Origin of the sequence: Bradyrhizobium nanningense, from assembly GCF_004114535.1 — a bacterium.
GTDB lineage: Bacteria > Pseudomonadota > Alphaproteobacteria > Rhizobiales > Xanthobacteraceae > Bradyrhizobium > Bradyrhizobium nanningense.
Genome location: NZ_LBJC01000024.1, coordinates 429,079 through 452,858 on the forward strand (window position 1 = coordinate 429,079; position 23,780 = coordinate 452,858).

A 23,780-nucleotide genomic window follows, 5' to 3' on the forward strand; every position below is an offset into this window, starting at 1 on the left:
TTGAGATGCGATGCGGTTGATCGAACCTCGTGTTAGGATTGCTGCGAACGCGAAAGGTCTGAGAAAGCGAAGGATGTCCGTCAAACCGACCAAAGCCATGGTGCTCGCCGCGGGGTTCGGCCTGCGCATGCGTCCGCTGACGGACAAGATGCCGAAGCCGATGGTGCCGGTGGCCGGCCAGCCGCTGCTCGACCACGTGCTCGACAAGCTCGGCCTGGCCGGCGTGAGCGAGGCCGTGGTCAACGTGCATTACCTGCCGGATCAGATCATCGACCACGTCGCATCGCGCCAGCATCCGCGCGTGACCATCTCGGACGAGCGCGACCAGGTGCTGGGCACCGGCGGTGGCGTCGTCAAGGCGCTGCCACTGCTCGGCGACGCGCCGTTCTTCCACGTCAATTCCGACACGCTCTGGATCGACGGCGTGCGTTCGAACCTGATGCGGCTCGCTGAAAACTTCGATCCCGCGCGCATGGACATCCTGCTGCTGATGGCGCCGACCGCGACCAGCATCGGCTATAGCGGCCGCGGCGATTACGGCATGCTGCCCGACGGCGCCTTACGCAAGCGCAAGGAAAAAGAGGTCGTTCCGTTCGTCTATGCGGGCGCTGCGATCCTGTCGCCGTCGATCTTCGAAGGCGCGCCGGCGGGCGAATTTTCGTTGACCAAGATGTTCGACCGCGCCAACGAGCAGGAGCGGCTGTTCGGCCTCCGCCTTGACGGCGTCTGGATGCATGTCGGCACGCCCGACGCCGTGCACGCGGCCGAAGAGGCGTTTCTGGAGAGCGTGGCATAAGGGCTACTCTCGTGTCCCGGACGCGGTGCGGCGCGAAGTGCCGCTCCGCAGAGCCGGGACCCAGAAAGCTGCACGGCAAGCGCGGCGAGTGGACCCCCGCTCTGCAGCGCACCGCTGAAGGAGCGCTGCGCTGCGTCCGGGGCACGAGAGTTGAGGTCGGCGAACAGCGGGGACTACTCGCGCACACCCATGACCATTTGACCCCGCCTCCCTATATTGCCTGATCCTTCGAATCAGGCAGCTCATGCGCGTTTTCAGCGTTCCCATCTCGGTTCCGTTCCTGCGCACGGTCGTCACAGCGCTGCTCGACGGCCGCCTGGTCGAGGGATTCGAGGCGCGCAAGGAACCGGCGCGGCTGGCCGATGCCACGCTGTATTTGCCGACCCGGCGCGCCATGCGCGTCGTGCGCGAGATCTTCCTCGACGAGATGAAGGCGGACGCCGTGGTGCTGCCGCGCATCGTCGCGCTCGGCGACATCGACGAGGACGAGCTGGCGTTCGCCGGTGAAGGCGAGCAGTTCTCCGGCGCGATGCCGCTCGACATTCCGCCGCGGCTCGGCGAGCTCGAACGGCGGCTGACGCTGGCACAACTGGTCGCTGCCTGGGCCAAGGGCCCGGTGCTGGCGCCGCTGGTGGTCGGCGGGCCCGCCTCGACGCTGGCGCTCGCCGGCGACCTCGCGCGCCTGATCGACGACATGGTCACGCGCGGCGTCGACTGGAACGCGCTCGACGGCCTCGTACCTGATAACCTCGATCGCTACTGGCAGCACTCGCTCGAATTCTTGCGCATCGCGCGCATCGCCTGGCCCCAACATCTCGCCGAGATCAACCGGATCGAGCCTGCGGCGCGGCGCGATCTCCTGATCGCGGCGGAAGCCAAACGGCTGACCGCGCACCCGAACGGGCCGGTGATCGCGGCGGGATCGACCGGCTCGATGCCGGCCACCGCGAAGTTCCTGCACGCAGTCGCGTCGCTGCCGCATGGCGCCGTGGTGCTGCCGGGCCTCGACACCGATCTCGACGAGGATGCCTGGCGGACCATCGGCGGCGTGCGCGATGCGCTCGGCAAATTCGTGGAGCATCCGGCCTCGAACCATCCGCAATATGCCATGCACGCACTGTTGCAGCGCTTCGGCATCAAGCGCAGCGACGTCGAGATCCTTCAGCTGCCGGCGGAAGGCGGCCGCGATCTGCTCGCCTCGGAATCGATGCGGCCGTCGGCCAAGACGGAAATCTGGCACGACCGGCTGAAGCAGCCGGATGTCGCCAAGAAGATCTCCGGCGCCATGAAAAACCTCGCGGTCGTCGAAGCCCCTAATCCTGAAATGGAAGCCCTCGCCATCGCAATTGCGATGCGCGAAGCACGGCATATCGACAAAACGGCGGCGCTGGTGACGCCCGACCGCGCGCTGGCGCGACGGGTGATGGCTGCGCTGACCCGGTGGGGCCTCAATTTCGATGATTCCGGCGGCGACGTCTTGATGGAAACCTCGGCCGGAATCTTCGCACGCCTTGCGGCAGAGGCGGCGACGAAGGGATTGGAGCCACCAACGCTGCTGGCGCTGCTGAAGCATCCGTTGTGCCGGCTCGGCCGCGCGCCCGGCGCGTGGAAGGCGGCGGTCGAAGGCCTCGAGCTCGCGGTCTTGCGCGGCACGCGTCCGCCTGCCGGCACGGCCGGCCTCCTGCGCGAATTCAACCGCTTTCGCGAGGAGCTTGCAAAATTGTGGCGCAGCGAGGTCTCCGCGCTCCACCGCGCCGAGCCGCGCGCACGCCTCAAGGCCGAGGATCTCGATCGGATCCAGGGCCTGATCGATGCCTTGCAAAAAGCGCTGGCGCCGATCGAGAGCCTGGCATCATCGAAGCCATATGACTTCGCCGAGCTGGCGCACCGGCATCGCGAGATCATGATCGAGCTGTCGCGCCACGAGCAGGGCATTCCGCTCGCGTTCGAGGAGCGCGAGGGTCTCGCACTCGCCGCCGCCTTCGACGATCTCCTGCGCGGCGGCACGACCAGCGGATTGATGGTGCCGCTGCCCGATTATCCCGATGTCTTCCAGACCGCATTCAGCGATCGTGCGGTGCGGCGGCCAGACAGACCGGGCGCGCGCTTGCAGATCTACGGCCCGCTGGAATCGCGCCTGATGCAGGCCGACCGCATCATCGTCGGCGGCCTGATCGAAGGCGTCTGGCCGCCGGCGCCGCGTATCGATCCCTGGCTGAGCCGGCCGATGCGGCACGAGCTTGGTCTCGATCTGCCGGAACGCCGTATCGGCCTGTCCGCGCACGACTTCGCGCAGCTGCTCGGCGGCGATGAGGTCATTCTCACCCATTCCGCCAAGTCAGGCGGCGCACCGGCCGTGGCTTCGCGCTTCCTGCACCGGCTGGAGGCGGTTGCGGGAGATGATTTCTGGAAGGCGGCGACTCGCACCGGTGCGAGATACGTGCAGTTCGCGAGCGCGCTGGACCAGCCCGTCGAGGTCAAGCCGATCAAGCAGCCCGAGCCACGGCCGCCGCGCGCAACGCGCCCGCTGAAGATGTCGGTCACCGCGATCGAAGACTGGCTACGCGATCCCTACACGATCTACGCAAAACACATTTTGCGGCTGGATGCCCTCGACCCCGTCGACATGCCGCTGTCGGCCGCCGATCGCGGCTCGGCGATCCACGAGGCGATCGGCGAATTCACGGAGCGCTATGCGACCCGTTTGCCCGACGATCCCGCGCGCGTGCTGCGCGCGATCGGCGAGAAGCACTTCTTGCCGCTGATGGAACGTCCCGAGGCGCGAGCCCTGTGGTGGCCGCGCTTCCAGCGTATCGCACGCTGGTTCGGCGAATGGGAGACCGCGCGCCGCGAAGCGATCGAGGCGATCACCGCGGAGACCCGCGGCGAGATCTCGATCCGGCTCGACAATGCGCGCACGTTCTACCTCTCCGCGCGCGCCGACCGCATCGAGCGCCGCCAGGGCGGCAGCTACTCCATCCTCGACTATAAGACCGGGCAGCCGCCGAGCGATAAACAGGTGCGCATTGGCCTGTCGCCGCAACTAACGCTGGAAGCGGCAATCCTGCGCGAGGGCGGCTTCCCTGATATCGACGCTGGATCGTCTGTGAGCCAGCTCATCTATGTCCGCCTAAGTGGTAACAATCCGGCGGGTGAGGAGCGCATCGTCCAGCTCAAGGTCAATAAAGGTGACGAACCCATTCCGCCCGACACCGCGGCAGCCGAAGCACGGGCCAAGCTGGAGACGCTGATCCGCGCCTTCGAGGACGAGAACCAGCCCTACACGTCGCTGAACCTGCCGATGTGGACCAACCGCTACGGCACCTATGACGATCTCGCCCGGATCAAGGAATGGTCCGCGGCCGGCGGATTGGGGATCGAGGAATGGTGAAGGCACCGCGCCCCATTCCCGACGAGGTGCGCGCAAGGCAGGCGCGCGCGTCCGATCCGATTGCCTCCGCTTTCGTGTCGGCCAATGCCGGCTCGGGCAAGACCCATGTGCTGGTGCAGCGCGTGATTCGTCTCTTGCTCTCCGGCGTGCCCCCGGAAAAGATCCTCTGCATCACCTTCACCAAGGCCGCCGCGGCCAACATGGCCGAACGCGTGTTCACCACGCTCGGTCATTGGGTGACGCTGGACGACACCGCGCTCGATGCGGCGATCCGCGCGGTCGGCATCCCGCATCCGAGCGCAAGGCTGCGTCGTGACGCGCGAAAACTGTTCGCCTGCGCGCTGGAGACGCCGGGCGGATTGAAGGTGCAGACCATCCACGCGCTGTGCACGCGCCTGCTCCAGCAATTTCCGTTCGAGGCTAACGTTCCCGCGCGCTTCGCCGTCATCGACGAGCGCGACCAAAATGACATGATGGAGCGCGCCAATCTGAAGGTGTTGCTGGAAGCCGCGCGGGCGCCTGACAGCGTCACCGGCCGCGCGCTGATGGCCGCGATGGAGAGCGCCGCCGACGTCACCTTCAAGGATGTCGTGCGCGAGGCGTGCCTCAGCCGCGATCATTTCATGGCCTGGACCGATGAAGCCGGCAACGCCGAAGCGGCCGCCGCGCAGATGGCGGCGGCACTGGGCGTCGATGCCAGCGACCGCATCGAGGACGTCGAGACCGAGATTCTCGACGGCCCCTTCCTGCCGCGATCGCGATGGGACGAGATAGCCCTCGTACTTGACAATGGGAACAAGACCGAAAAAGGCCATGCTGATTGCTTGCGGACTGCGAAGCCTTCCTCGGGCGGTGCGCAAGTTGATGCTTATCTTGGCGTATTCCTTACCGATGATAAGAAGCAACCGCGTAAGGCGCTGCTGACGAAGCAGTTTTGCAAGGACCATCCGTTCGTTGCGGATCTTTTAGAGAAAGAGGCGCAGCGTCTCGGCGCTCTGATAGAGAAGCGCCGCGCCGTGACCATGCGCGACCGCACCGCGGCACTCCTGCATATCGCGACCGCGGCCGCCGCGAACTACCGCCGCGAGAAGCAGGAGCGCGGCCTGCTCGACTACGACGATCTCATCGATAAGACGCTGGCGATGCTCGACCGCGTCTCCTCGGGCTGGGTGCATTACAAGCTCGACCGCGGCGTTGATCACGTCCTAATCGACGAGGCCCAGGATACGAGCCCGCGGCAATGGGATATCGTCGCGCACATCATCTCGGAATTCACGGCCGGCCAAGGCGCGCGCGAGGGGCTGAACCGCACTATCTTCGCGGTCGGCGACGAGAAGCAGTCGATCTTCTCGTTCCAGGGCGCAGCGCCGCACGAATTCGACGCGCGCCGGCGCGAGCTGCACCGCAAGTTCACCGCCGCCGGACTGAAATTCGATCCCGTCGCCTTCACCTATTCGTTCCGCTCGGGCGCCACGATCCTGCACTCGGTCGACCACGTCTTCCGCGATCCCGCGATCTACAAGAGCATTCATGCGGTCGAGATCGGCCATCCCCTGCACAATGCGCTCGCTGACGCCGGTCCCAGCGTGATCGAGCTGTGGGATCTTGCCGAGCCCGACGATCGGCAGGACATCGAGGGCTGGCGCGCGCCGTTCGACGGCGTCGCCGTCACCAGCCCCGAGGTCAAGCTCGCGCGCCGCATCCAGGCCGAGATCAAGCGGCTGGTCGAAAGCGGCACGCTGACGGGACACGAAGGCGAGCGCCGGCCACTGCGTTACGGCGACATGCTGATCCTGGTGCGCCGGCGCGGCAACGCGTTCGATGCCGTGATCCAGGCGCTGAAACACGCTGGCGTACCCGTCGCCGGCGCCGACCGGCTCAAGCTCACCGAGCACATCGGCATTATCGATTTGATGAACCTCGCCGACGCGCTGCTGCTGCCGCAGGACGATCTCGCGCTCGCGGTGGCGCTGAAGAGCCCGCTGTTCGGGCTCGACGACGACGACCTGTTTCAGCTGGCCCATGACCGCAAGGGGTCGCTGCGCCGCGCGCTCGGCGAGCACGCGGCCGCAAGCGACAAGTTCGCGACTGCGCTGCGCCGCCTGGAAGCCTGCGAGATGCGTGCGCGCGAGGAGACGCCGTTTGCCTTCTACGCCTGGCTGCTCGGCGGCGACGGCGGCCGCGCACGCATCCTGCGCCGGCTCGGCCATGAGGCCAATGACGCCCTCGACGAGTTCCTGGAGCTGGCGCTGAACTACGAGCGCAAGGCGCCGGCCTCGCTGCAGGGCTTGATGGCCTGGCTGCGCTCCGCCGACACCGAGGTGAAGCGCGACATGGAGATCTCGCGCGACGAGGTCCGGGTGATGACAGTTCACGGCGCCAAGGGCCTCGAGGCCTCGGTCGTGTTCATGGTGGACACCACATCGTCGCCCGCGGACTCCCAGCGTCTGCGGCTGATCCACGTGCCGCGCAGCAATGGCGGCGAGGTCGTGGTCTGGGCCGGCCGCAAGGCGGACGATCCCAAGCCGGTCGCCGGAGCACGCGATGCGATGCTGGAGGAGACTGAGGACGAATATCGCCGTTTGCTCTATGTCGCGATGACGCGGGCGGCTGACCGGTTGATTGTCGGCGGCTGCCTGCCGGGCAACAGGAAGGACGTCCGCAAGCTCAGCTGGTATGACTTGGTCGACACTGGGCTCGCCGGCTCGGGTCTGGACAAGCAGGTCATCGAGACGCCCCTCGGCAAGGTGACTCAATTCGCCCGACCGGAGGATGTGGCGGCGCTGGGTACGCCGGCGGCGTCCATGGATCAGACCGTCGCCCTCCCCGATTGGCTAAGGGCGCCGGCGCCACGCGAGACCACCGACGATGATCTGGTGCGCCCGTCCGGTCAGCCGGCCGAGGAGGGGCGTGCCGTGCGATCCGGCGAATCGGTCCAGTCCCGCGCTCTCGCATTGCAACGCGGCACGCTGGTGCATCGGCTGCTGCAATCCCTTCCCGACATCGCCGTTGAGCGGCGGCGCGAGGCGGCGCTCGGCTTCATGGCGCGCAATGCCTCGGACTGGACCGAGGCCGACCGCACCGCGCTGGCCGACAAGGTGCTCGCCTTGATCACCGAACCGCGCTTTGCGCCGGTCTTTGCCGCCGGCAGCCGGGCGGAAGTCGCCATCGTCGGCCGGCTGGAGCGGCCCGGTCGCCCCCCGGCATTGGTGTCGGGGCAGATCGACCGGCTGATCGTTCGATCGGATGAGGTTTTGATCGTCGATTTCAAGACCAACCAGGCCATGCCGAAGAGCGCCACTGATGCGCCCGCCGCCTATGTCCGGCAGCTGGCGCTGTACCGAGCCGTGCTATCGCGGCTTTATCCCCAAAAGCCCATCCGCGCGGTCCTGCTCTGGACCGAGGCCCTTGAATATATGGAGATTTCAGCCCCCGCGCTGGACGCGGCGCTGGCATCTCTTCATCTCGGTGTGAGCGTCCTTGACCCGGCAAGGGGCCGTTCATAGGTTGAAGCCATGATCCGCGGCGCGATTCCCATGCGCGCCGATTCTCTTTCAACCGAGTGAGGTACTCCCAATGGCCGTTGGCAAGGTTTCTGACACCGACTTCGAAGCCGAAGTGCTCAAGGCGAACGGCCCTGTCGTCGTCGATTTCTGGGCCGAGTGGTGCGGCCCCTGCCGCATGATCGCACCTGCGCTGGACGAGATCGCCGGCGCGATGGGCGACAAGGTCAAGATCGTCAAGCTGAACGTCGACGAGAGCCCGAAGACCGCCTCCAAGTACGGCGTGATGTCGATCCCGACCCTGATGATCTTCAAGGGCGGCGAGATGGCCTCCCGCCAGGTCGGCGCGGCGCCGAAGGCGAAGCTGCAGCAGTGGATCACCTCCGCGGTCTGATCCGCCTCGCGTCAGATTATTTTCGACGACGGCCGGCGAAAGCCGGCCGTTCTGCGTTGATGGGACGTGTCCAGCGTATGACGAGTCCCGCCCTTGCCTGCTCCTCCCGCGAAGCGCGCCCGAAGATCGACCTCTCTGGTTGCGATGGAGGCGCGGTCGGTCGACGAGATCCCGCGCGGCAAAGAGTGGCAGTACGAGCCGAAATGGGATGGCTTTCGCTGTCTGCTCTCGCGGAATGGCCGTGATGTCGATCTGCGCTCGAAGTCGGGCGAGGATCTCGCGCGCTATTTTCCGGAAGTCGTTTCCGCTGCGCTGAAGCTGAAAGCGGACCGTTTCACACTCGACGGCGAGATCGTCGTGCCGCACGGCAAGGGCTTTTCCTTCGACGCGCTGCTGCAACGGATCCATCCCGCTGCAAGCCGCGTAAAGAAGCTCTCGCAGGAAACGCCGGCGCTCTATCTCGTTTTCGATCTGCTTGCGAGCGCCAGAGACAAGCAGCTTGCCGAAAGGCCGCTGAGCGAACGGCGGCCGGCGCTGGAGGCATTTGCCAAAGCCAATCTGAAAGGCAGCCTCTTTCATCTCTCGCCGACGACGACGAGCTATGCCACGGCCAAGAAATGGCTGGCGCAGTCCGGCGGCGGCTCGGACGGCGTCATCGCCAAGCGCATCGATCTGCCCTATCAGGCGGGAAATCGCGACGGCATGCAGAAGATCAAGAAATTCCGCAGCGCCGATTGCGTGGTCGGCGGCTTCCGCTATGCCATCAACAAGATCGCCGGCCGCAAAGTCGTCGGATCGCTGCTGCTCGGGCTCTACGACGCGAAGGGACTGTTACACCATGTCGGCTTCAGCTCGGCGATCAAGGCGGAGGAGAAGCCCGCGCTGACCGACCGGCTGGAGGCGCTGGTCGGCGAGCCCGGCTTCACCGGCAACGCACCGGGTGGACCGAGCCGGTGGTCGACCGATCGCTCGGCCGAATGGTGCCCGCTGAAGCCGAAGCTGGTGATCGAGATCTGCTACGACCATTTCAGTGGCGAACGCTTCCGCCACGGCACCTCGATCCTTCGCTGGCGCCCAGACAAGGCGCCGCGGCAATGCAGCTTTGAGCAGCTGAAGCAGAAGGCGGCCGATCCGATGAAGCTGGTGAAGTGAGCGCAGCTGCAGCTCGGGACCACCCTACCTGATCCATCCCGTCGCGAGCGCATTCGCGAGCTCTGGCTGATTGTTGCGACGAGCCAGCGCCGCCATGGCCTCATGATCATACGCGACGTGGCGGAATGTCACCTGCCAGGCCCCCTTCACCAGTTCGAGGATCGCATAGCGTGCGTGCGGCGTGCCGGCTTCGACGACATGTGGATGCGGATGCTTGTCGCGGAAGCCCGGGCAGCCGACGCTGCCGGGATTGACGATCAGCCGGCCGTCGCGCAGGCGCACGGCACGGGCGAGATGGGTGTGGGCGCAGAGAATCAGCGATTGCGTGAGCCCCAGCGCGAATTGCTCGATCCGGTCCAGCGGCGACAGCGCCACCGCGCCGTCGGGATGCACAATGTCGAGCCAGTACACCTCGTCATCGCCGGGCGTCGCGTGACAGAGAAACACCCGGTCGTGGAACACCCGCGCCATCGGCTGCGCCCGCAGCCAGTCGAGCTGCGCGGCGTCAAGCGCTGCATGGGCAGGACGATCCCACGAGCCCATCTTCTCCGGCGGACGGTCGAGCAGATACCGGTCGTGATTGCCGAGCACGTGCACGGCGTCGAGATTCATCAGGATCTCGATCGTGCGGCGGGCATCGAGCGGGCCGCTCAGCATGTCGCCGAGATTGACGATGTCGGCGATGTCATGCGCGCGGATGTCGGCGAGGACGGCTTCAAGCGCAAGGTAGTTTCCGTGGATGTCGGCGATCGCGGCGAAACGCATATCGTATCCCTACTCTCGTGCCCCGGACGCAGCGCATCACGCAGTGGTGCGCTGCTGAGCCGGGGCCCATGGCGCGGCATTCTGGGTCCCGGCTCGCGCTTCGCGCATCCGGGACGCGAGACCGTCTATGCAGGCGGCGTGCCGTTGATCGCGAGCACGTGACCAGCCAGATACAGCGAGCCGGTGATCAGGATACGCGGCGGCACTTCATAGGCGAGCTTGGACAAAGCCCGTAGCGCGGCTTCGACGCTGGGCGCGGGCTCGACGCGCATGCCGAGGCTGCGCGCGGCGTCCGCGAGGCGGTCGGCCGGCATCGCATTCTCGGTGTCGGGGATCGGCACCGCAATGATGTGACGGGTGAGGCCGGCGAAGTTGGCGAGGAATCCTTGCGCGTCCTTGTTGGCCATCATGCCTGATATGACGACCAGCGGCCGCGACACCCGCTCTTCGAGATCGCCGAGCGCAGCGGCGGCGACGCGGCCGCCTTCGGCATTGTGGCCGCCGTCGAGCCAGATCTCGGAGCCCTGCGGACCCCACGACAGCAGTTCGCCCGAAGTGATGCGCTGCATCCGCGCCGGCCATTCGGCACCGACGATGCCGGCCTCAAATGCCGCCTGACTCACCTTGAAATTGGAGATCGCGCGTAGCGTCGCGATGGCAAGGCCGGCATTGGCGAATTGGTGGCGGCCGAACAGACGCGGCGCCGGGAGATCCATCAAGCCGCGGTCGTCGGAATAGACCAGACGGCCGCGCTCGACATTGACGTGCCAGCTCTCGTTCGCGGCGAACAGCGGCGCACGCATGCGTTTGACTTGCGCCTCGATCGCGGCCATCGCCTCCGGTGCTTGCTCGGCGCAAATCACGGGCACGCCGCGCTTGATGATCGCCGCCTTCTCGCCGGCGATCGACGCCAGGGTGTCGCCGAGGAAATCCATGTGGTCCATGCTGACAGGCGTGATCACGCAGGCCGCCGGTGTCTCGACCACATTTGTCGAGTCGAGCCGGCCGCCGAGGCCGACTTCGAGCAGCAGCACATCGGCCGGGTTCTGCGCAAACAAAAGAAAGGCGGCTGCCGTCTTCAGCTCGAACAAGGTCGCGGCTTCGCCGGCATTGACGCGCTCGACCTCTTCCAGAGCCGCGCGCAACTCGTCGTCACCGACCAGCACGCCGCCGCCAACGCGGCCGAGCCGGAAGCATTCGTTGATGCGGACGAGATAGGGCGAGGTATAGGCGTGGACGCGCAAGCCCGCGGCCTCCAGCGTCGCGCGCAGATAAGCGAGCGTCGAGCCCTTGCCGTTGGTGCCGGCGATGTGGATCACCGGCGGCAGCTTGGCTTCAGGATGCCCGAGCCGCGCGAGCAGCCGGTGCATCCGCTCCAGCCCGAGATCGATGCGTTTCTGATGCAGGACCGACAGCCGCCCGATCAATTCGCCGAGCGGGGTCTTGGTGCTGTCAGGGGACGCGTTCACGCGTGGGGCGCAGCCGGCGCCGTCTCAGCGGCCGATACGATCTGTGCCGGACTGGTGACGGCCTGCGTCGGCTTCGATGCGCCTTCCTGCGCCGGCGCCTTGGTCAGCAGGCGGCAGAGCCGCGCCAGGGTCGGGCGCAACTCGTGGCGATGCACGACCATGTCGACCATGCCGTGCTCCTTGAGGTACTCGGCGCGCTGGAAACCTTCCGGGAGCTTTTCACGAATGGTCTGCTCGATCACGCGCGCGCCGGCAAAGCCGATCAGCGCGCCGGGCTCGGCGATCTGCACGTCGCCCAGCATCGCGTAGGAGGCGGTGACGCCGCCGGTGGTCGGATTGGTCAGCACGACGATGTAGGGCAGCTTTGCCTCGCGCAGCATCTGCACTGCGACCGTCGTGCGCGGCATCTGCATCAGCGACAGGATGCCTTCCTGCATGCGCGCGCCGCCCGATGCTGCAAACACGATGAACGGCGAGTTCTTCTCGACCGCAAGCTCCATCCCGCGCACGATGGCTTCGCCTGCGGCCATGCCGAGCGAGCCGCCCATGAAGTCGAAATCCTGTACGGCGACGACGACGGCGGAGCCTTCGAGCTTGCCGTAGCCGACCTTGACCGCGTCATTCAGGTTGGTGCGCGCGCGCGCGTCCTTGATGCGGTCGACGTATTTCTTCTCGTCGCGGAACTTGAGCGGGTCGGGGGTGACCTCGGGCAGCGCGACGTCGAACCAGGTCTCGTTGTCGAAGATCGATTTCAAGCGCGCCACCGCGCCCATGCGCATGTGGTAATTCGAACCGGGGATGACGAACTGGTTGGCCTCGACGTCCTTGTAGAACACGAGCTGCCCGGAATCCGGGCATTTGATCCACAGGTTCTCCGGCGTCTCCCGCCGCAGCATGTTGCGGATCTTCGGCCGGACCACATTGGTAAGCCAGTTCATGGTTTGCTCCGATGTGCGATGCCGCCTGGCGGATCGCCTGAAAGGGTATATGGCGGCCAGGCCCCTGCCCGGCAAGCCGCCGTGTCGCCCGCCTCAAAAGCGGAATTATGGCCTATTCGGCCGCCTGTTGCGCGCCCTTGACGCCCTGGGCCAAGGCCGCCGTCAGCTCAGCCACGGCGTTAACGGTTTTGCCGGTCGCCCGCCCCTCGGCATCGAGGCTGTTCTTGAGTGCATCGACCAGCGCGGTGCCGACTACCGCCCCGTTCGCATGCGATGCGATGGCGCGCGCAGTTTCGGGCGTGCGGATGCCGAAGCCGACGCAGACCGGCAGCTTGGTGTGCCGCTTGATGCGGGCCACTGCCTCGCTGACGGCCGAAGAGTCCGCCGCAGCGGCGCCGGTGATGCCGGTAATCGAGACGTAGTAGACGAACCCCGAGGTGTTGGCGAGCACCGCCGGCAGGCGCTTGTCGTCGGTCGTCGGCGTCGCCAGGCGGATGAAGTTGAGGCCGGCCTTCATCGCAGGCAGGCAGAGCTCGTCGTCTTCCTCCGGCGGCAGATCGACGATGATCAGACCGTCGACACCGGCGCTCTTGGCATCGACGAGGAATTTGTCGACGCCGTAGATGTAGATCGGGTTGTAGTAACCCATCAACACGATTGGCGTTGCGTTGTCGTCCTTGCGGAAGCCGCGCACCAGCTCCAGCGTCTTCTTCAAGGTCATGCCGGCCTTGAGCGCACGCAGGCCCGCGGCCTGGATCGACGGGCCATCGGCCATCGGATCGGTGAAGGGCATGCCGATCTCGATCACGTCCGCGCCCGATTTCGGCAGCGCCTTGATGATCGCGAGCGAGGTCGCGGGATCGGGATCGCCGGCCATCAGGAAGGTCACGAAGGCCGAGCGGCCCTGCTTCGCAAGCTCGGCAAAACGGGTGTCGATACGCGTGGTCACTTCTTGCCCCTCAGGATGTCGCCGACCTGCGGGACGTCCTTGTCACCGCGGCCAGAGAGATTGACGACCATCAGGTGATCCCTGGGCCGCTTCGGCGCGAGCTCCATCACCTTGGCGATGGCATGCGCTGGCTCGAGCGCGGGGATGATGCCTTCGAGCTTGGACAGCAGCTGAAACGCGGCGAGTGCCTCGTCATCGGTCGCGGAGAGATAGTTGACGCGGCCAACCTCGTGCAGCCAGGAATGCTCGGGCCCGATGCCGGGATAGTCGAGGCCGGCCGAGATCGAATGCGCATCCTGGATCTGGCCGTCCGCGTCCATCAAGAGATAAGTGCGGTTGCCGTGCAGAACGCCGGGACGTCCGCCGGCGATCGAGGCTGCGTGCAGCTGCGTCAGGCCGTGGCCGGCGGCCTCGACGCCAAAGATCTCGACCGAGGGATCGTCGAGGAACGGATGGAACAGGCCCATCGCGTTCGAACCGCCGCCGATGCAGGCGACCAGCGAATCCGGCAGGCGTCCCTCGACCTCCTGCATCTGCGCCTTGGTCTCGTTGCCGATGATCGACTGGAAGTCGCGCACCAGGGTCGGATAGGGATGCGGGCCCGCCACCGTGCCGATGCAGTAGAAGGTGTTGTGCACGTTGGTGACCCAATCGCGCAGCGCCTCGTTCATGGCGTCCTTCAGCGTCCGCGTGCCCGACTGCACCGGCATCACCTTGGCGCCCAGCATCTCCATGCGGATAACGTTGGGCTGCTGCCGCTCGACGTCGACGGCGCCCATATAGACCACGCATTCGAGGCCAAAGCGCGCGCACAGCGTCGCGGTGGCGACACCGTGCTGGCCCGCGCCGGTCTCGGCGATGATGCGCTTCTTGCCCATGCGCCGCGCCAGCATGATCTGGCCGAGCACGTTGTTCACCTTGTGCGAGCCGGTGTGGTTGAGCTCTTCGCGCTTGAGGTAGATCTTGGCGCCGCCGAGATGCTCTGTCAGGCGTTCGGCGAAATAGAGCGGCGAAGGCCGGCCGACATAGTTCTTGAGATAGCCGTTCATCTCGGCCTGGAATGCCGGATCGGCCTTGGCGGCGGTGTAGGCCTTCTCCAGATCGAGGATCAGCGGCATCAGCGTCTCGGCGACGAAGCGTCCGCCGAAAATGCCGAAATGGCCGCGCTCGTCGGGGCCGCTGCGGTAGGAATTTGGCTTGGCGATGTTCATCTGACGCTCAACTCTTGACTTGCATCTTGGGTAGCGCGCGCGGCGCGAATGAAGGCCTTGATCATTTGGGGGTCCTTCACGCCGGGGGCGCTCTCGACACCGGAGGAGACGTCGACGCCGCCGGCGCGGGTGACACGGAGAGCCTCGGCGAGGTTGTCGGCGTGAAGCCCGCCCGAGACCATGTAGGGCAATTTCAGATCGAGGTTTTCAAGCAGGTGCCAGTCGAACGGTTCCCCGAGACCGCCGGGCCGCGTCGCCTCCTTCGGCGCGCGCGCATCGAACAGGATGCGGTCGGCGACCGCGGCATAGCCCGGCAGCACGGCGAGATCGGCTGAGGTCGCGATCGGAACCGCCTTCATCACCGGGCGGCCGAACCGCTGCTTGATGTCACGCAGCCGCGCGACGCTTTCCTTGCCGTGGAGCTGGAAAATGTCCGGCGACAGCGCGTCCATGATGTTGTCGAGCGTCGCATCGTCGGCATCGACGGTGAGCGCCACCTTGAGCGCGCGACCGCTCACCTGGCGGCCGAGATCCCGGCCGAGTTCCAGGGACAGGTGCCGCGGCGAAGGCGGGAAGAACACGAAGCCCACCATATCCGCACCCGCCTCGAGCGCCGTTTGAAGCGTCTCGCGCGTGGACAGGCCGCAGATTTTGACGAGCAGGGACATGGTCTCAAAGCAAATGGAGGCCGCGGGTCCGCGGCCGGAAAACGGGGCTTTCGGTTGCGGCCGCTTCTACAACGTCGCGCGCTGCTTGTCTCGCCCGACGGGCCCGTAAAGCCCCACCCCGATCGGGGTGGGAAGACGCTGGGATTCCGGCCTTGCCGCGACCGCCTGGGCCCGCAGATCGGCCAGCTCACCTCTTGCCGCCCGGGCATCCGCCTCATGCCGGCGCGCGGCGCGCCGCCAGTGCCGCTGGCCGAACCAGACCGCGCAGCCGCCGGCGAAGACCCCGATGGCGGCCACCAGGATCAGCAGCAGAAACAGCGGCAGCGTGATCTCCAGTGACGGGTCGTTCGCAATGAAGGGATCGAACGAGACCGTGACGAAATGCCGGTTGGCGACGGCAAACGCCACCAGGATCAGGCCCAGCGGAATGACGATCAGCGCGGTCAGGAACTTTCGCATCGCGATCGCTCGTCTTGAATCAAGCTTGCTGTCGCATCAGGGGGCCGTTCGGTTAAAGGCCGGACGACAGCGGCTTCTTTAATCGGGCGCGCCGGGATCCGGATGGTCGCGGTTCAGCCGCTCGCGCATTTCCTTGCCTGTCTTGAAGAACGGAACGCTCTTCTGGTCGACGGGCACATGGGCGCCGGTGCGTGGATTGCGCCCGGCGCGTGCAGGGCGATGCTTGACCGAGAAGGCACCGAAGCCGCGCAGCTCGACGCGATCACCGCGTGCGAGGGCCGCTACGATCTCTTCGAGAATCGCATTCACAATGTTCTCGACATCCCGCTGGTACAGATGCGGGTTGTGCTCGGCGATACGCTGAACAAGTTCGGATTTGATCATCGAGAGATAGGACCCGGGAGCGTGCGGATAACCATTTCCGTGAAAATACCGTGATCTGTCAAGACGCTAAATCAAGATTGAGCGTCGTGAAAATGCGTGACAAATGCCGAAAAACCAGGCTGCCCCGACGCTCGTCAGACGGGAAAACCCCGGGACGCTCGCCCAACCCCTCAGTTTGAGGTGGCCGGTTGCCACAGGGCCAGCATTCCATCCATTCCGAACCGATCGACCGCCTGCGCAACGCCGGTTTGCCCGATTTGATGCGCAATCGAGCCCAAACCAAGCGCTTCCAGCGTGACGGCGGCCGCCGTTTTGAGGAACGTCAGATCGCCAAAGCGCGGCTCGAGCTTGTAGTCGCGTACCGGCAGACCCTTCTTGACGCTCTTGTTCTCGACAAGCCAGGACACCGCCGTCTTCTCGTCGCCGATCTGGTCGATCAGCTTGAGATCGATCGCCTGGCGTCCGGTGAAGACGCGGCCATCGGCCACTTTCTCGAGCTGCGTGTCATCCATGCCACGCCGCTCCTTCACCAATCCCCTGAACCAGGCGTAGGAATCCTTCACCAGCGCATCGAGGGCGGCCCGCGCTTCGGGACTGGTCGGCTCGAAACCGTTGGGCGCGGCCTTCAGCGGCGACGACTTCACCTCCTCGACCTTGACGCCGATCGTCTTCAAGAGCTCGGAGACGTTGGGATATTGGAACAGCACGCCGATCGAACCGACCAGCGAGCTCTGCTGGGCGATGATGTGATCGCTCGCGATCGCAGTGATGTAGCCGCCGGAGGCAGCCAGGCCCTCGACCACCACGACGAGCGGCTTCTTCGCCTTCAACCGGACGAGCGAATCGTAGAGCTGCTCGGAGCCGGCGGTGGTACCGCCCGGCGAGTTGATGTGAACGATGACGGCGGCGGCGTGCGAGTTCTCGAGCCGCTCCAGCGCCTGCGTGCGATCGGAATCGCTGCGGATCAATCCCTCGATATGAACGCGCGCGATCGAGCCGGCGGATACGAAGCTGCCACGCGCGCCGGGCGTCGCAATCAGCGCAAAGCTTGCGATCGCCGCGATCGCGATCAGCGCGGCCATGACGCGCCAGAACGTCAGCTTGCGACGGATCCGGCGGCGATCGACGATGATGTCCGAATCGAGCGACATCGGAATATCTCCAAATAGAAGACTGGACGCGTTGTGCCGTCACGAGATGACCGACGGCTTATCTGGATACATCAATTGCGGCGCAATTTGAAGAAAACAAGGCCTCGTGAGGCCCAGCAAGTCGCCACAAATCCAGTCGTCATCCCCGCGAACGCGGGGATCCATAACCACAGGGAGAAGTCGTCGCGGAGACCGGCAACTCCGAGTCTTCGCCACACCACTGCCGGTGGTTATGGGTCCCTGATCTGCGCTCCGCCCTGGACAACGCGGCGCGTTGTCTAGGGCCCCGCTTGTCAGGGACGACAACGGAGTATGCGACAACAAAAAAGCCCCGGCGCGAGCCGGGGCTTTGATGCAGCGAGACGCGTTTCGCTTACTTGCTGTCGCGGTTCTTGAGCGCGGTGCCCAGGATGTCGCCGAGCGTCGCACCCGAATCGGAGGAGCCATACTGCGCGATGGCTTCCTTCTCTTCGGCGACTTCGAGCGCCTTGATCGACACCTGGACCTTGCGGGCCTTCTTGTCGAACTGGATCACGCGGGCATCGACCTTCTCGCCGACGGCGAAGCGTTCGGCGCGCTGGTCGTTGCGGTCACGGGCAAGCTCGGAGCGCTTGATGAAGGTCGAGAAGTCGGTACCGGCGATCTTCACCTCGATACCGCTCTCCTTCACTTCGAGCACTTCGCAGGTCACGACCGCGCCCTTCTTGACATCGCCCGGCTCGGCGAAGGGGTCGCCTTCGAGCTGCTTGATGCCGAGCGAAATGCGCTCCTTCTCGACGTCCACATCGAGCACCACGGCCTTCACCATGTCGCCCTTCTTGTAGTTGTCGATCACCTGCTCGCCCGGAAGCTTCCAGTCGAGGTCGGAGAGATGGACCATGCCGTCGACGTCGCCCTCGAGGCCCAGGAACAGACCGAACTCGGTCTTGTTCTTGACTTCGCCCTCGACCACCGAACCGGTCGGGTGACCTTCGACGAAGACCTCCCAGGGGTTGCGCATGGTCTGCTTGAGGCCGAGCGAGATGCGGCGCTTGACGGAATCGACTTCCAGCACCTGCACTTCGACTTCCTGCGAGGTCGAAACGATCTTGCCGGGGTGCATGTTCTTCTTGGTCCACGACATCTCGGAGACGTGGATCAGGCCTTCGATGCCCGGCTCGAGCTCGACGAACGCACCGTAGTCGGTGATGTTGGTGACGCGGCCGGTGAAGCGGGCACCCAGCGGGTACTTGGCTTCGATGCCCTGCCACGGATCGTCCAGCAGCTGCTTCATGCCCAGCGAGATGCGGTGCGTCTCGTGGTTGATCTTGATGATCTTGACCTTCACGGTCTGCCCGATCGAGAGCACCTCGGTCGGGTGGTTGACGCGGCGCCACGCGATGTCGGTGACGTGCAGCAGGCCGTCGATGCCGCCGAGATCAACGAACGCACCGTAATCGGTGATGTTCTTGACCACGCCGTCGATGACCTGACCCTCTTCGAGGTTCTGCACCAGCTCCTGGCGCTGCTCGGCGCGGGTCTCTTCGAGAACCGTGCGGCGGGACACCACGATGTTGCCGCGGCGGCGGTCCATCTTGAGGATCTGGAACGGCTGCGAGTTGTTCATCAACGGCGCAACGTCGCGGATCGGACGGATGTCGACCTGCGAGCGCGGCAGGAAGGCCACGGCACCGTCGAGGTCGACGGTGAAGCCGCCCTTGACCTGGTTGAAGATGACGCCGTTGACCTTTTCGTTGTTCTGGAACGCCTTCTCGAGCTTGCCCCAGCTCTCTTCACGGCGCGCCTTGTCGCGCGAGAGCACGGCTTCGCCGAGGGCGTTCTCGATGCGATCGAGGAACACTTCGACCTCGTCGCCGACCTTCAGTTCACTGTCACGGCCGGGGCCGGAAAATTCGCGCAGGGCGACGCGGCCCTCGGTCTTCAGGCCGACGTCGATGACGGCCATGTCCTTTTCAATTGCAACCACCTTGCCCTTGACGACGGAGCTTTCCTGCAGGTTGCCGCCTGCGAAGGACTCGTCGAGCATCGCGGCGAAATCGTCGCGCGACGGGCTATAGGTATCAGCAGAAGTCGAAGCCATTTGTTCTCCAGTTGCGGATGTCGTGCCGGCCGTTGGGTTCATGGGCGCATCGCACACGCAGTGTCGGAAGGCCCGCAAGACCTTCGAGCGACCGCTCGCTGTCCAGGCTCGGCGCCAGAACGGCGGAAGCGGGCCGGCTGAGGCCCGCGCGTTCGATACGTGGAAATCTTGTGTCCGGAGCCTGGATCGCGCCGGTCCCAAAACGGAGGGACCTGACGTATCGACCTCAAAGAGCGGGAGCGGGCACTTCCTCCAATGACGGCAGCGGCTTAACCCCGCGACCGGCCCGCTCGGACGGCCTCGATAATGTCGATGGCGGCCCGGACGCCGCCTTCTATATCCAGTTGGGAGTTATCTAGCAAGTAAGCATCCGGGGCCGGCTTTAAAGGCGCAATCGGGCGGTTCTTGTCGCGTTCGTCGCGTTGGATGATGTCGGCGAGCACGGCCGCCTCGTCCGCCTCCTCGCCCCTCGCTTTGGCTTCCATGGTCCGGCGGCGGGCGCGGACCCTGGGGTCGGCGACCACGAAGATCTTCACATCGGCATGCGGACAGATCACGGTTCCAATGTCCCGACCGTCCAGTACCGCCCCCGGTGGGTCGGCGGCGAATTGCCGCTGGAAATTGAGCAGGACCTCGCGGACGCGCGGGATCGCCGAGACGATGGAGGCGCCTTCGCCGGCCAACTGGGTCTTGAGGGCCGGATTGCCGAACTTTTCGGGGTCGAGCTCCAACGCCGCCGCGACGGCCGCGGCCTCGTCCCGGAGATCATGACCTGATTGCATCAGGGCGTAGGCCACCGCGCGGTAGATCACGCCGGTATCGAGATGACGATAGCCGTAATGGTGCGCGAGACGCTTGCCGAGCGTCCCCTTGCCCGAGGCCGCGGGCCCGTCGATGGCGATGATCATGTCACTCAAACCTTGACTGTCTGGGGCCCGCGGGCGCGTCGCAGGGGCCGCTCTTCGGTAAGTATGTTGCGAGACGCGAACTCCGCGGGACTCGCAAACGTGAGATATTCGCGCATCGCGTCGGACGGCGACGATGTGGTGAACCATGGCTCGGCGAGCCGCCGCGCGGGATCGCAGACCCACGCCGGCACCCGGCCGAGACGACGTTGCTTAGGCAGATATTCGGCGATCGCGCCGACAAGCGCGTCGAGCCGGTCGTCCTGCGTCAGCACCGGCTCGTCCTTGATCGTCTCGTATTGAGCCTCGCTCGAGCCGGCCAGATCGAACGTGTCCACGAAATCGGCCAAGGTCGTATCCTGTGGCGCTCCCGCCCGGATACGGCCGACGGCTTCAGCGAGGGTATTTGGGCGCATCCGCTCCTCCCCCGAGATCCATGTTCTTCAGCAGGAAGCGCTGCTTCTCCGAGGATGCCGCGCTCACCGGAAAATAGCGGCCGAAGGCTGCGCTCATGGCCGCGGCCTCATGAAAACTCGGCCCCTAACGAACGCATCATCGGAATGAAGTCCGGAAAGCTGGTGGCGATGAAGGCGGTGTCGTCGACGGTCACGGGCTGATCGGAGGCGCAGCCCATCACCAGCGCGGACATCGCAATGCGATGGTCCATATGGGTGGCGACGGTGCCGCCGCCGGGAACGTGACCTCGGCCTTCGACGATCAGATCGTCGCCGGAGATCTCGACCTTCACGCCGTTGCCGCGCAGCATGGCCGCGGTGGCCTCGAGCCGATCGGACTCCTTGACGCGCAGCTCGTGCAGGCCGCGCATGATGGTGGTGCCCTCGGCGAAAGACGCCGCCACCGCCAGCACCAGGTATTCGTCGATCATCGACGGCGCGCGCTCCGGCGGCACCGCGACCCCGCGCAGTTTCGAGGCCCGCACCCGCAGTTTCGCCATCGGCTCGCCAGCGTCCCCGCGCGCCTCGCTTTCCTCGATCGAGGCGCCCATTTCGCGCAGCGTGGTGAACAGGCCGGTGCGCAGCGGATTGGTCATGACGTCAGACAAGACGACATCGGAGCCCTCGACGATCAGCGCTGCGACCACCGGGAAAGCCGCCGAGGAGGGATCGGCGGGCACCACCACCGTGGCGCCGTGCAGCTCGGGCTGGCCTTTGAGCGTGATACGGCGGCCATGCACGCCCTCCCGCGCCGAGGAGATATCGGCCCCAAAATGCTTCAGCATCAATTCGGTGTGGTCGCGGCTGGCTTCGGTCTCGATGACAGTCGTGATGCCGGGTGCGGCGAGGCCCGCCAGCAGCACCGCCGACTTGATCTGGGCGGAGGCGACCGGGGTCGTGTAGGTGATCGGCAGCGGATCGCGCGCGCCCTGAAGGGTCAGGGGCAGACGGCCGCCTTCACCACCAGAGATGACCTTCGCGCCCATCTTTTCCAGGGGATCGAGGATCCGGCGCATGGGGCGGCTGCGCAGCGAGGCATCACCGTCGAACACCGCCGAGATCGGGCAGCCCGCGACGGCGCCCATGACCAGCCGGCACCCGGTGCCGGAATTGCCGAAATCCAGGGGCGTCTTGGGCGTGGCGAAGCCCGCGACGCCGACGCCGTTGACCTTCCAGGCGAAATCGCCGGTGCGCTCGACCCTGGCGCCCAGCGCCTGCATGGATTTGGCCGTGTTGAGGACGTCTTCGCCCTCGAGCAGGCCCGAAATCTTGGTCTCGCCGACCGCCAGCGCGCCCAGGATCAGCGCGCGGTGAGAGATCGACTTGTCGCCGGGCACCCGTACTTTCCCGGTCAGGGGACCGCTGGCGCGAGACTGAAGCGGCCTCGGTTGGTCGGAATGAGTCAAGATTGTGTCCTTGGATGAGCCCTGAGGGGACTGCGGCGCAGGTACCACATGGTCCGCGCCCCGTCACGGGCATGTCGTTCTCCCGTAATGCGCTATTGACAGCGGGCCGCCAACTAGCCAAGTGAAACACCGCTTTTCAGACATTCCCAGGATTCCTGCCGTGGCCAAGTCCGAACTCGGAACTAAACGTATTTGCCCGACCACGGGCAAGAAGTTCTATGACCTCAACAAGAATCCGGTGATCTCGCCCTACACCGGCGAAGTGGTGCCGATCGCCCCGGTGGCGCCAGCGCGTATGCCCCGTGGCGCCGAAGCCCGGCACGCGGCGACAGCGGACGCTACGCCCGAGCCGGCAGAGGTCGAAGAGGTCTCGCTCGAGGAGGCCGATGCCGAGGAGAACACCGGCAAGGTCAAGGCCGTGGTGCCCGAATCCGAGGAGGATATCGAGGTCGACGAGACCCTCGACGATGACGACGACGATGATTCGACCTTCATTGCCGACGAAGAAGAGGGCGATGAGGACGTGACCGACATCATTGGTGATGTCGGAGGTGATGAAGAGACTTGAGATCAGCCCTGATCTGTGAAAAAGGGTGCACCGCGCGAGTCGCCAGGACTCGCCGGTTGGGGTGATCCACCAGATTCACCCCGTTAAGGACTAAGGGGCCATAGCTCAGCTGGGAGAGCGCTTGCATGGCATGCAAGAGGTCGGCGGTTCGATCCCGCCTGGCTCCACCAGCCTTCGCTGGCTTCGCCAGCTACGGCTCGGCAAGCCACGCCGAACTCTATCGTAGCGAAGGCTGCCGCGGCTTAGCCCGGAGGGCGAAGCCGGGCTTCAGCAGATCGAAAGCGGGTGTAAGTTCTCCCTCGACAGCCGGGGAGCGTGCCGTGAAGTACGTCTACATCCTTGAGAGCCTCGATTCCCTTCACTTCTATGTCGGGATAACCGACGACTTGCGCGCCCGACTGACAAAACACAATGCTGGCGAGGTGCCTCACACCTCGAAGTACGGACCTTGGCGTCTCAAGACTTACGTTGCGTTCAGCAACGAGAAGCAGGCCGTCGCATTCGAGTACCTGAAATCAGCGTCCGGCCGCGCCTTCGCCAAGAAGCGCCTCTAAGCTCCCCTACTCCCCGATCACCGCATTCAGCCGATCCCGTAGCGCCACGATCTCGTCCCTCATCGCGACCAGTTCCGGCACCGAACAGTCCGAGGCCGCCAGGATCGACTGCGGCACGCTGCGGGCTTTTTCCTTCAAGGCATGGCCCTGCGCCGTCAGTGCAATCAACACCTGGCGCTCGTCCTCGCTGGAGCGGGTGCGCCTGACGAGATGGGCGGCCTCCAGCCGCTTCAGCAGCGGCGTCAGCGTGCCCGAATCCAGGAACAGCCGCTCGCCGATGTCCTTGACCGGCACATCGTCGCGCTCCCACAGCACCAGCATCACCAGATATTGCGGATAGGTCAGGCCGAGCCGGTCCAGCAGCGGCTTGTAGACGCGGTTGAAGGCGTGCGCGGCCGAATAAACCGCGAAGCAGATCTGGTTGTCGAGCCGCAGCGGCGCGTCCGCTGCCGATGATTTTCGGGGCATGGAGACTCTCTTTGGATTTGTCTCATTCTGGCGCCGCGCGCCGGCACATTCAATTGCGAACAATTAAATGTGAGGCTTCGCAATTTCAATTGCGTACAATCTAATTGCCTGCAA

21 protein-coding genes and 1 tRNA gene are annotated in these 23,780 nt (G+C 65.4%); 8 read left to right on the plus strand and 14 right to left on the minus strand.

Annotated features, from left to right (window positions below):
- Positions 1-73 precede the first annotated feature (73 nt).
- From XH84_RS19535 to XH84_RS19555, 5 genes are all read left to right on the plus strand, one after another.
- On the plus strand, positions 74-796 hold the full coding sequence (locus XH84_RS19535; protein WP_128921196.1) for a nucleotidyltransferase family protein: 723 nt from the start codon (positions 74-76) through the stop codon (positions 794-796).
- A gap of 244 nt (positions 797-1,040) precedes the next feature.
- Positions 1,041-4,187, plus strand: a complete 3,147-nt coding sequence (addB, locus tag XH84_RS19540; RefSeq protein WP_128921195.1) for a double-strand break repair protein AddB — start codon at positions 1,041-1,043, stop codon at positions 4,185-4,187.
- A complete protein-coding gene (gene addA, locus XH84_RS19545) occupies positions 4,181-7,693 on the plus strand; it encodes a double-strand break repair helicase AddA (protein ID WP_164936479.1) in 3,513 nt (1,170 codons plus the stop codon). The genes addB and addA overlap by 7 nt, the downstream gene beginning before the upstream one ends.
- Positions 7,694-7,763: 70 nt before the next feature.
- The gene (trxA, locus tag XH84_RS19550; protein WP_007598398.1) at positions 7,764-8,084 is read left to right on the plus strand and encodes a thioredoxin; all 321 of its coding nucleotides are present in this window, start codon (positions 7,764-7,766) and stop codon (positions 8,082-8,084) included.
- Between the two features lie 144 nt (positions 8,085-8,228).
- Positions 8,229-9,236 (plus strand): ATP-dependent DNA ligase, encoded by a 1,008-nt coding sequence (locus XH84_RS19555; RefSeq protein WP_128921239.1) that lies wholly within the window; start codon positions 8,229-8,231, stop codon positions 9,234-9,236.
- A gap of 24 nt (positions 9,237-9,260) precedes the next feature.
- Here XH84_RS19555 and XH84_RS19560 read toward each other — a convergent pair whose 3' ends face one another.
- From XH84_RS19560 to aroA, 13 genes are all read right to left on the minus strand, one after another.
- Positions 9,261-10,001 carry a metallophosphoesterase family protein gene (locus tag XH84_RS19560; RefSeq protein WP_128921193.1) on the minus strand — a complete coding sequence of 247 codons (741 nt, stop codon included), beginning with the start codon at positions 9,999-10,001 and terminating at the stop codon, positions 9,261-9,263.
- 125 nt (positions 10,002-10,126) lie between these two features.
- A complete protein-coding gene (locus XH84_RS19565; RefSeq protein WP_128921192.1) occupies positions 10,127-11,470 on the minus strand; it encodes a bifunctional folylpolyglutamate synthase/dihydrofolate synthase in 1,344 nt (447 codons plus the stop codon).
- Positions 11,467-12,408, minus strand: a complete 942-nt coding sequence (accD, locus tag XH84_RS19570) for an acetyl-CoA carboxylase, carboxyltransferase subunit beta (protein ID WP_128921191.1) — start codon at positions 12,406-12,408, stop codon at positions 11,467-11,469. The genes XH84_RS19565 and accD overlap by 4 nt, the downstream gene beginning before the upstream one ends.
- A gap of 112 nt (positions 12,409-12,520) precedes the next feature.
- Complete coding sequence (trpA, locus tag XH84_RS19575) at positions 12,521-13,357, minus strand: tryptophan synthase subunit alpha (RefSeq protein ID WP_128921190.1); 837 nt, start codon at positions 13,355-13,357, stop codon at positions 12,521-12,523.
- Positions 13,354-14,568, minus strand: coding sequence for a tryptophan synthase subunit beta (trpB, locus tag XH84_RS19580; RefSeq protein ID WP_128921189.1), 1,215 nt, complete (start codon positions 14,566-14,568; stop codon positions 13,354-13,356). The genes trpA and trpB overlap by 4 nt, the downstream gene beginning before the upstream one ends.
- Positions 14,565-15,236, minus strand: a complete 672-nt coding sequence (locus XH84_RS19585) for a phosphoribosylanthranilate isomerase (protein WP_128921188.1) — start codon at positions 15,234-15,236, stop codon at positions 14,565-14,567. The genes trpB and XH84_RS19585 overlap by 4 nt, the downstream gene beginning before the upstream one ends.
- A gap of 66 nt (positions 15,237-15,302) precedes the next feature.
- Entirely contained in the window at positions 15,303-15,695 is a 393-nt protein-coding gene (locus tag XH84_RS19590) for a lipopolysaccharide assembly protein LapA domain-containing protein (protein WP_128921187.1), read from the minus strand.
- A gap of 78 nt (positions 15,696-15,773) precedes the next feature.
- Positions 15,774-16,079: an integration host factor subunit beta gene (locus XH84_RS19595; protein ID WP_007598410.1), complete on the minus strand. Its 306-nt coding sequence runs from the start codon at positions 16,077-16,079 to the stop codon at positions 15,774-15,776.
- A gap of 170 nt (positions 16,080-16,249) precedes the next feature.
- Positions 16,250-17,230 (minus strand): signal peptide peptidase SppA, encoded by a 981-nt coding sequence (gene sppA, locus XH84_RS19600; RefSeq protein ID WP_128921186.1) that lies wholly within the window; start codon positions 17,228-17,230, stop codon positions 16,250-16,252.
- A gap of 373 nt (positions 17,231-17,603) precedes the next feature.
- Positions 17,604-19,310: a 30S ribosomal protein S1 gene (gene rpsA / locus XH84_RS19605; RefSeq protein ID WP_126256970.1), complete on the minus strand. Its 1,707-nt coding sequence runs from the start codon at positions 19,308-19,310 to the stop codon at positions 17,604-17,606.
- 269 nt (positions 19,311-19,579) lie between these two features.
- Positions 19,580-20,218: a (d)CMP kinase gene (cmk, locus tag XH84_RS19610; RefSeq protein ID WP_128921184.1), complete on the minus strand. Its 639-nt coding sequence runs from the start codon at positions 20,216-20,218 to the stop codon at positions 19,580-19,582.
- 5 nt (positions 20,219-20,223) lie between these two features.
- The gene (locus XH84_RS19615) at positions 20,224-20,565 is read right to left on the minus strand and encodes a hypothetical protein (RefSeq protein ID WP_245471770.1); all 342 of its coding nucleotides are present in this window, start codon (positions 20,563-20,565) and stop codon (positions 20,224-20,226) included.
- Positions 20,566-20,738: 173 nt separating this feature from the next.
- Positions 20,739-22,076, minus strand: a complete 1,338-nt coding sequence (gene aroA / locus XH84_RS19620; RefSeq protein ID WP_128921182.1) for a 3-phosphoshikimate 1-carboxyvinyltransferase — start codon at positions 22,074-22,076, stop codon at positions 20,739-20,741.
- Positions 22,077-22,236: 160 nt separating this feature from the next.
- Between aroA and XH84_RS19625 the strand changes: the two genes are divergently transcribed.
- The 3 genes from XH84_RS19625 to XH84_RS19635 all read left to right on the plus strand — a co-directional run bounded on the left by XH84_RS19625 (position 22,237) and on the right by XH84_RS19635 (position 23,198).
- On the plus strand, positions 22,237-22,644 hold the full coding sequence (locus tag XH84_RS19625; protein ID WP_128921181.1) for a TIGR02300 family protein: 408 nt from the start codon (positions 22,237-22,239) through the stop codon (positions 22,642-22,644).
- Between the two features lie 94 nt (positions 22,645-22,738).
- Positions 22,739-22,814: transfer RNA gene (locus tag XH84_RS19630), tRNA-Ala, on the plus strand.
- A 150-nt stretch (positions 22,815-22,964) separates the two neighbouring features.
- Entirely contained in the window at positions 22,965-23,198 is a 234-nt protein-coding gene (locus XH84_RS19635) for a GIY-YIG nuclease family protein (RefSeq protein ID WP_128921180.1), read from the plus strand.
- Positions 23,199-23,204: 6 nt separating this feature from the next.
- On the opposite strand, the gene XH84_RS19640 is transcribed toward XH84_RS19635, so the two are convergent.
- A complete protein-coding gene (locus tag XH84_RS19640) occupies positions 23,205-23,666 on the minus strand; it encodes a MarR family winged helix-turn-helix transcriptional regulator (protein ID WP_128921179.1) in 462 nt (153 codons plus the stop codon).
- Positions 23,667-23,780 lie beyond the last annotated feature (114 nt).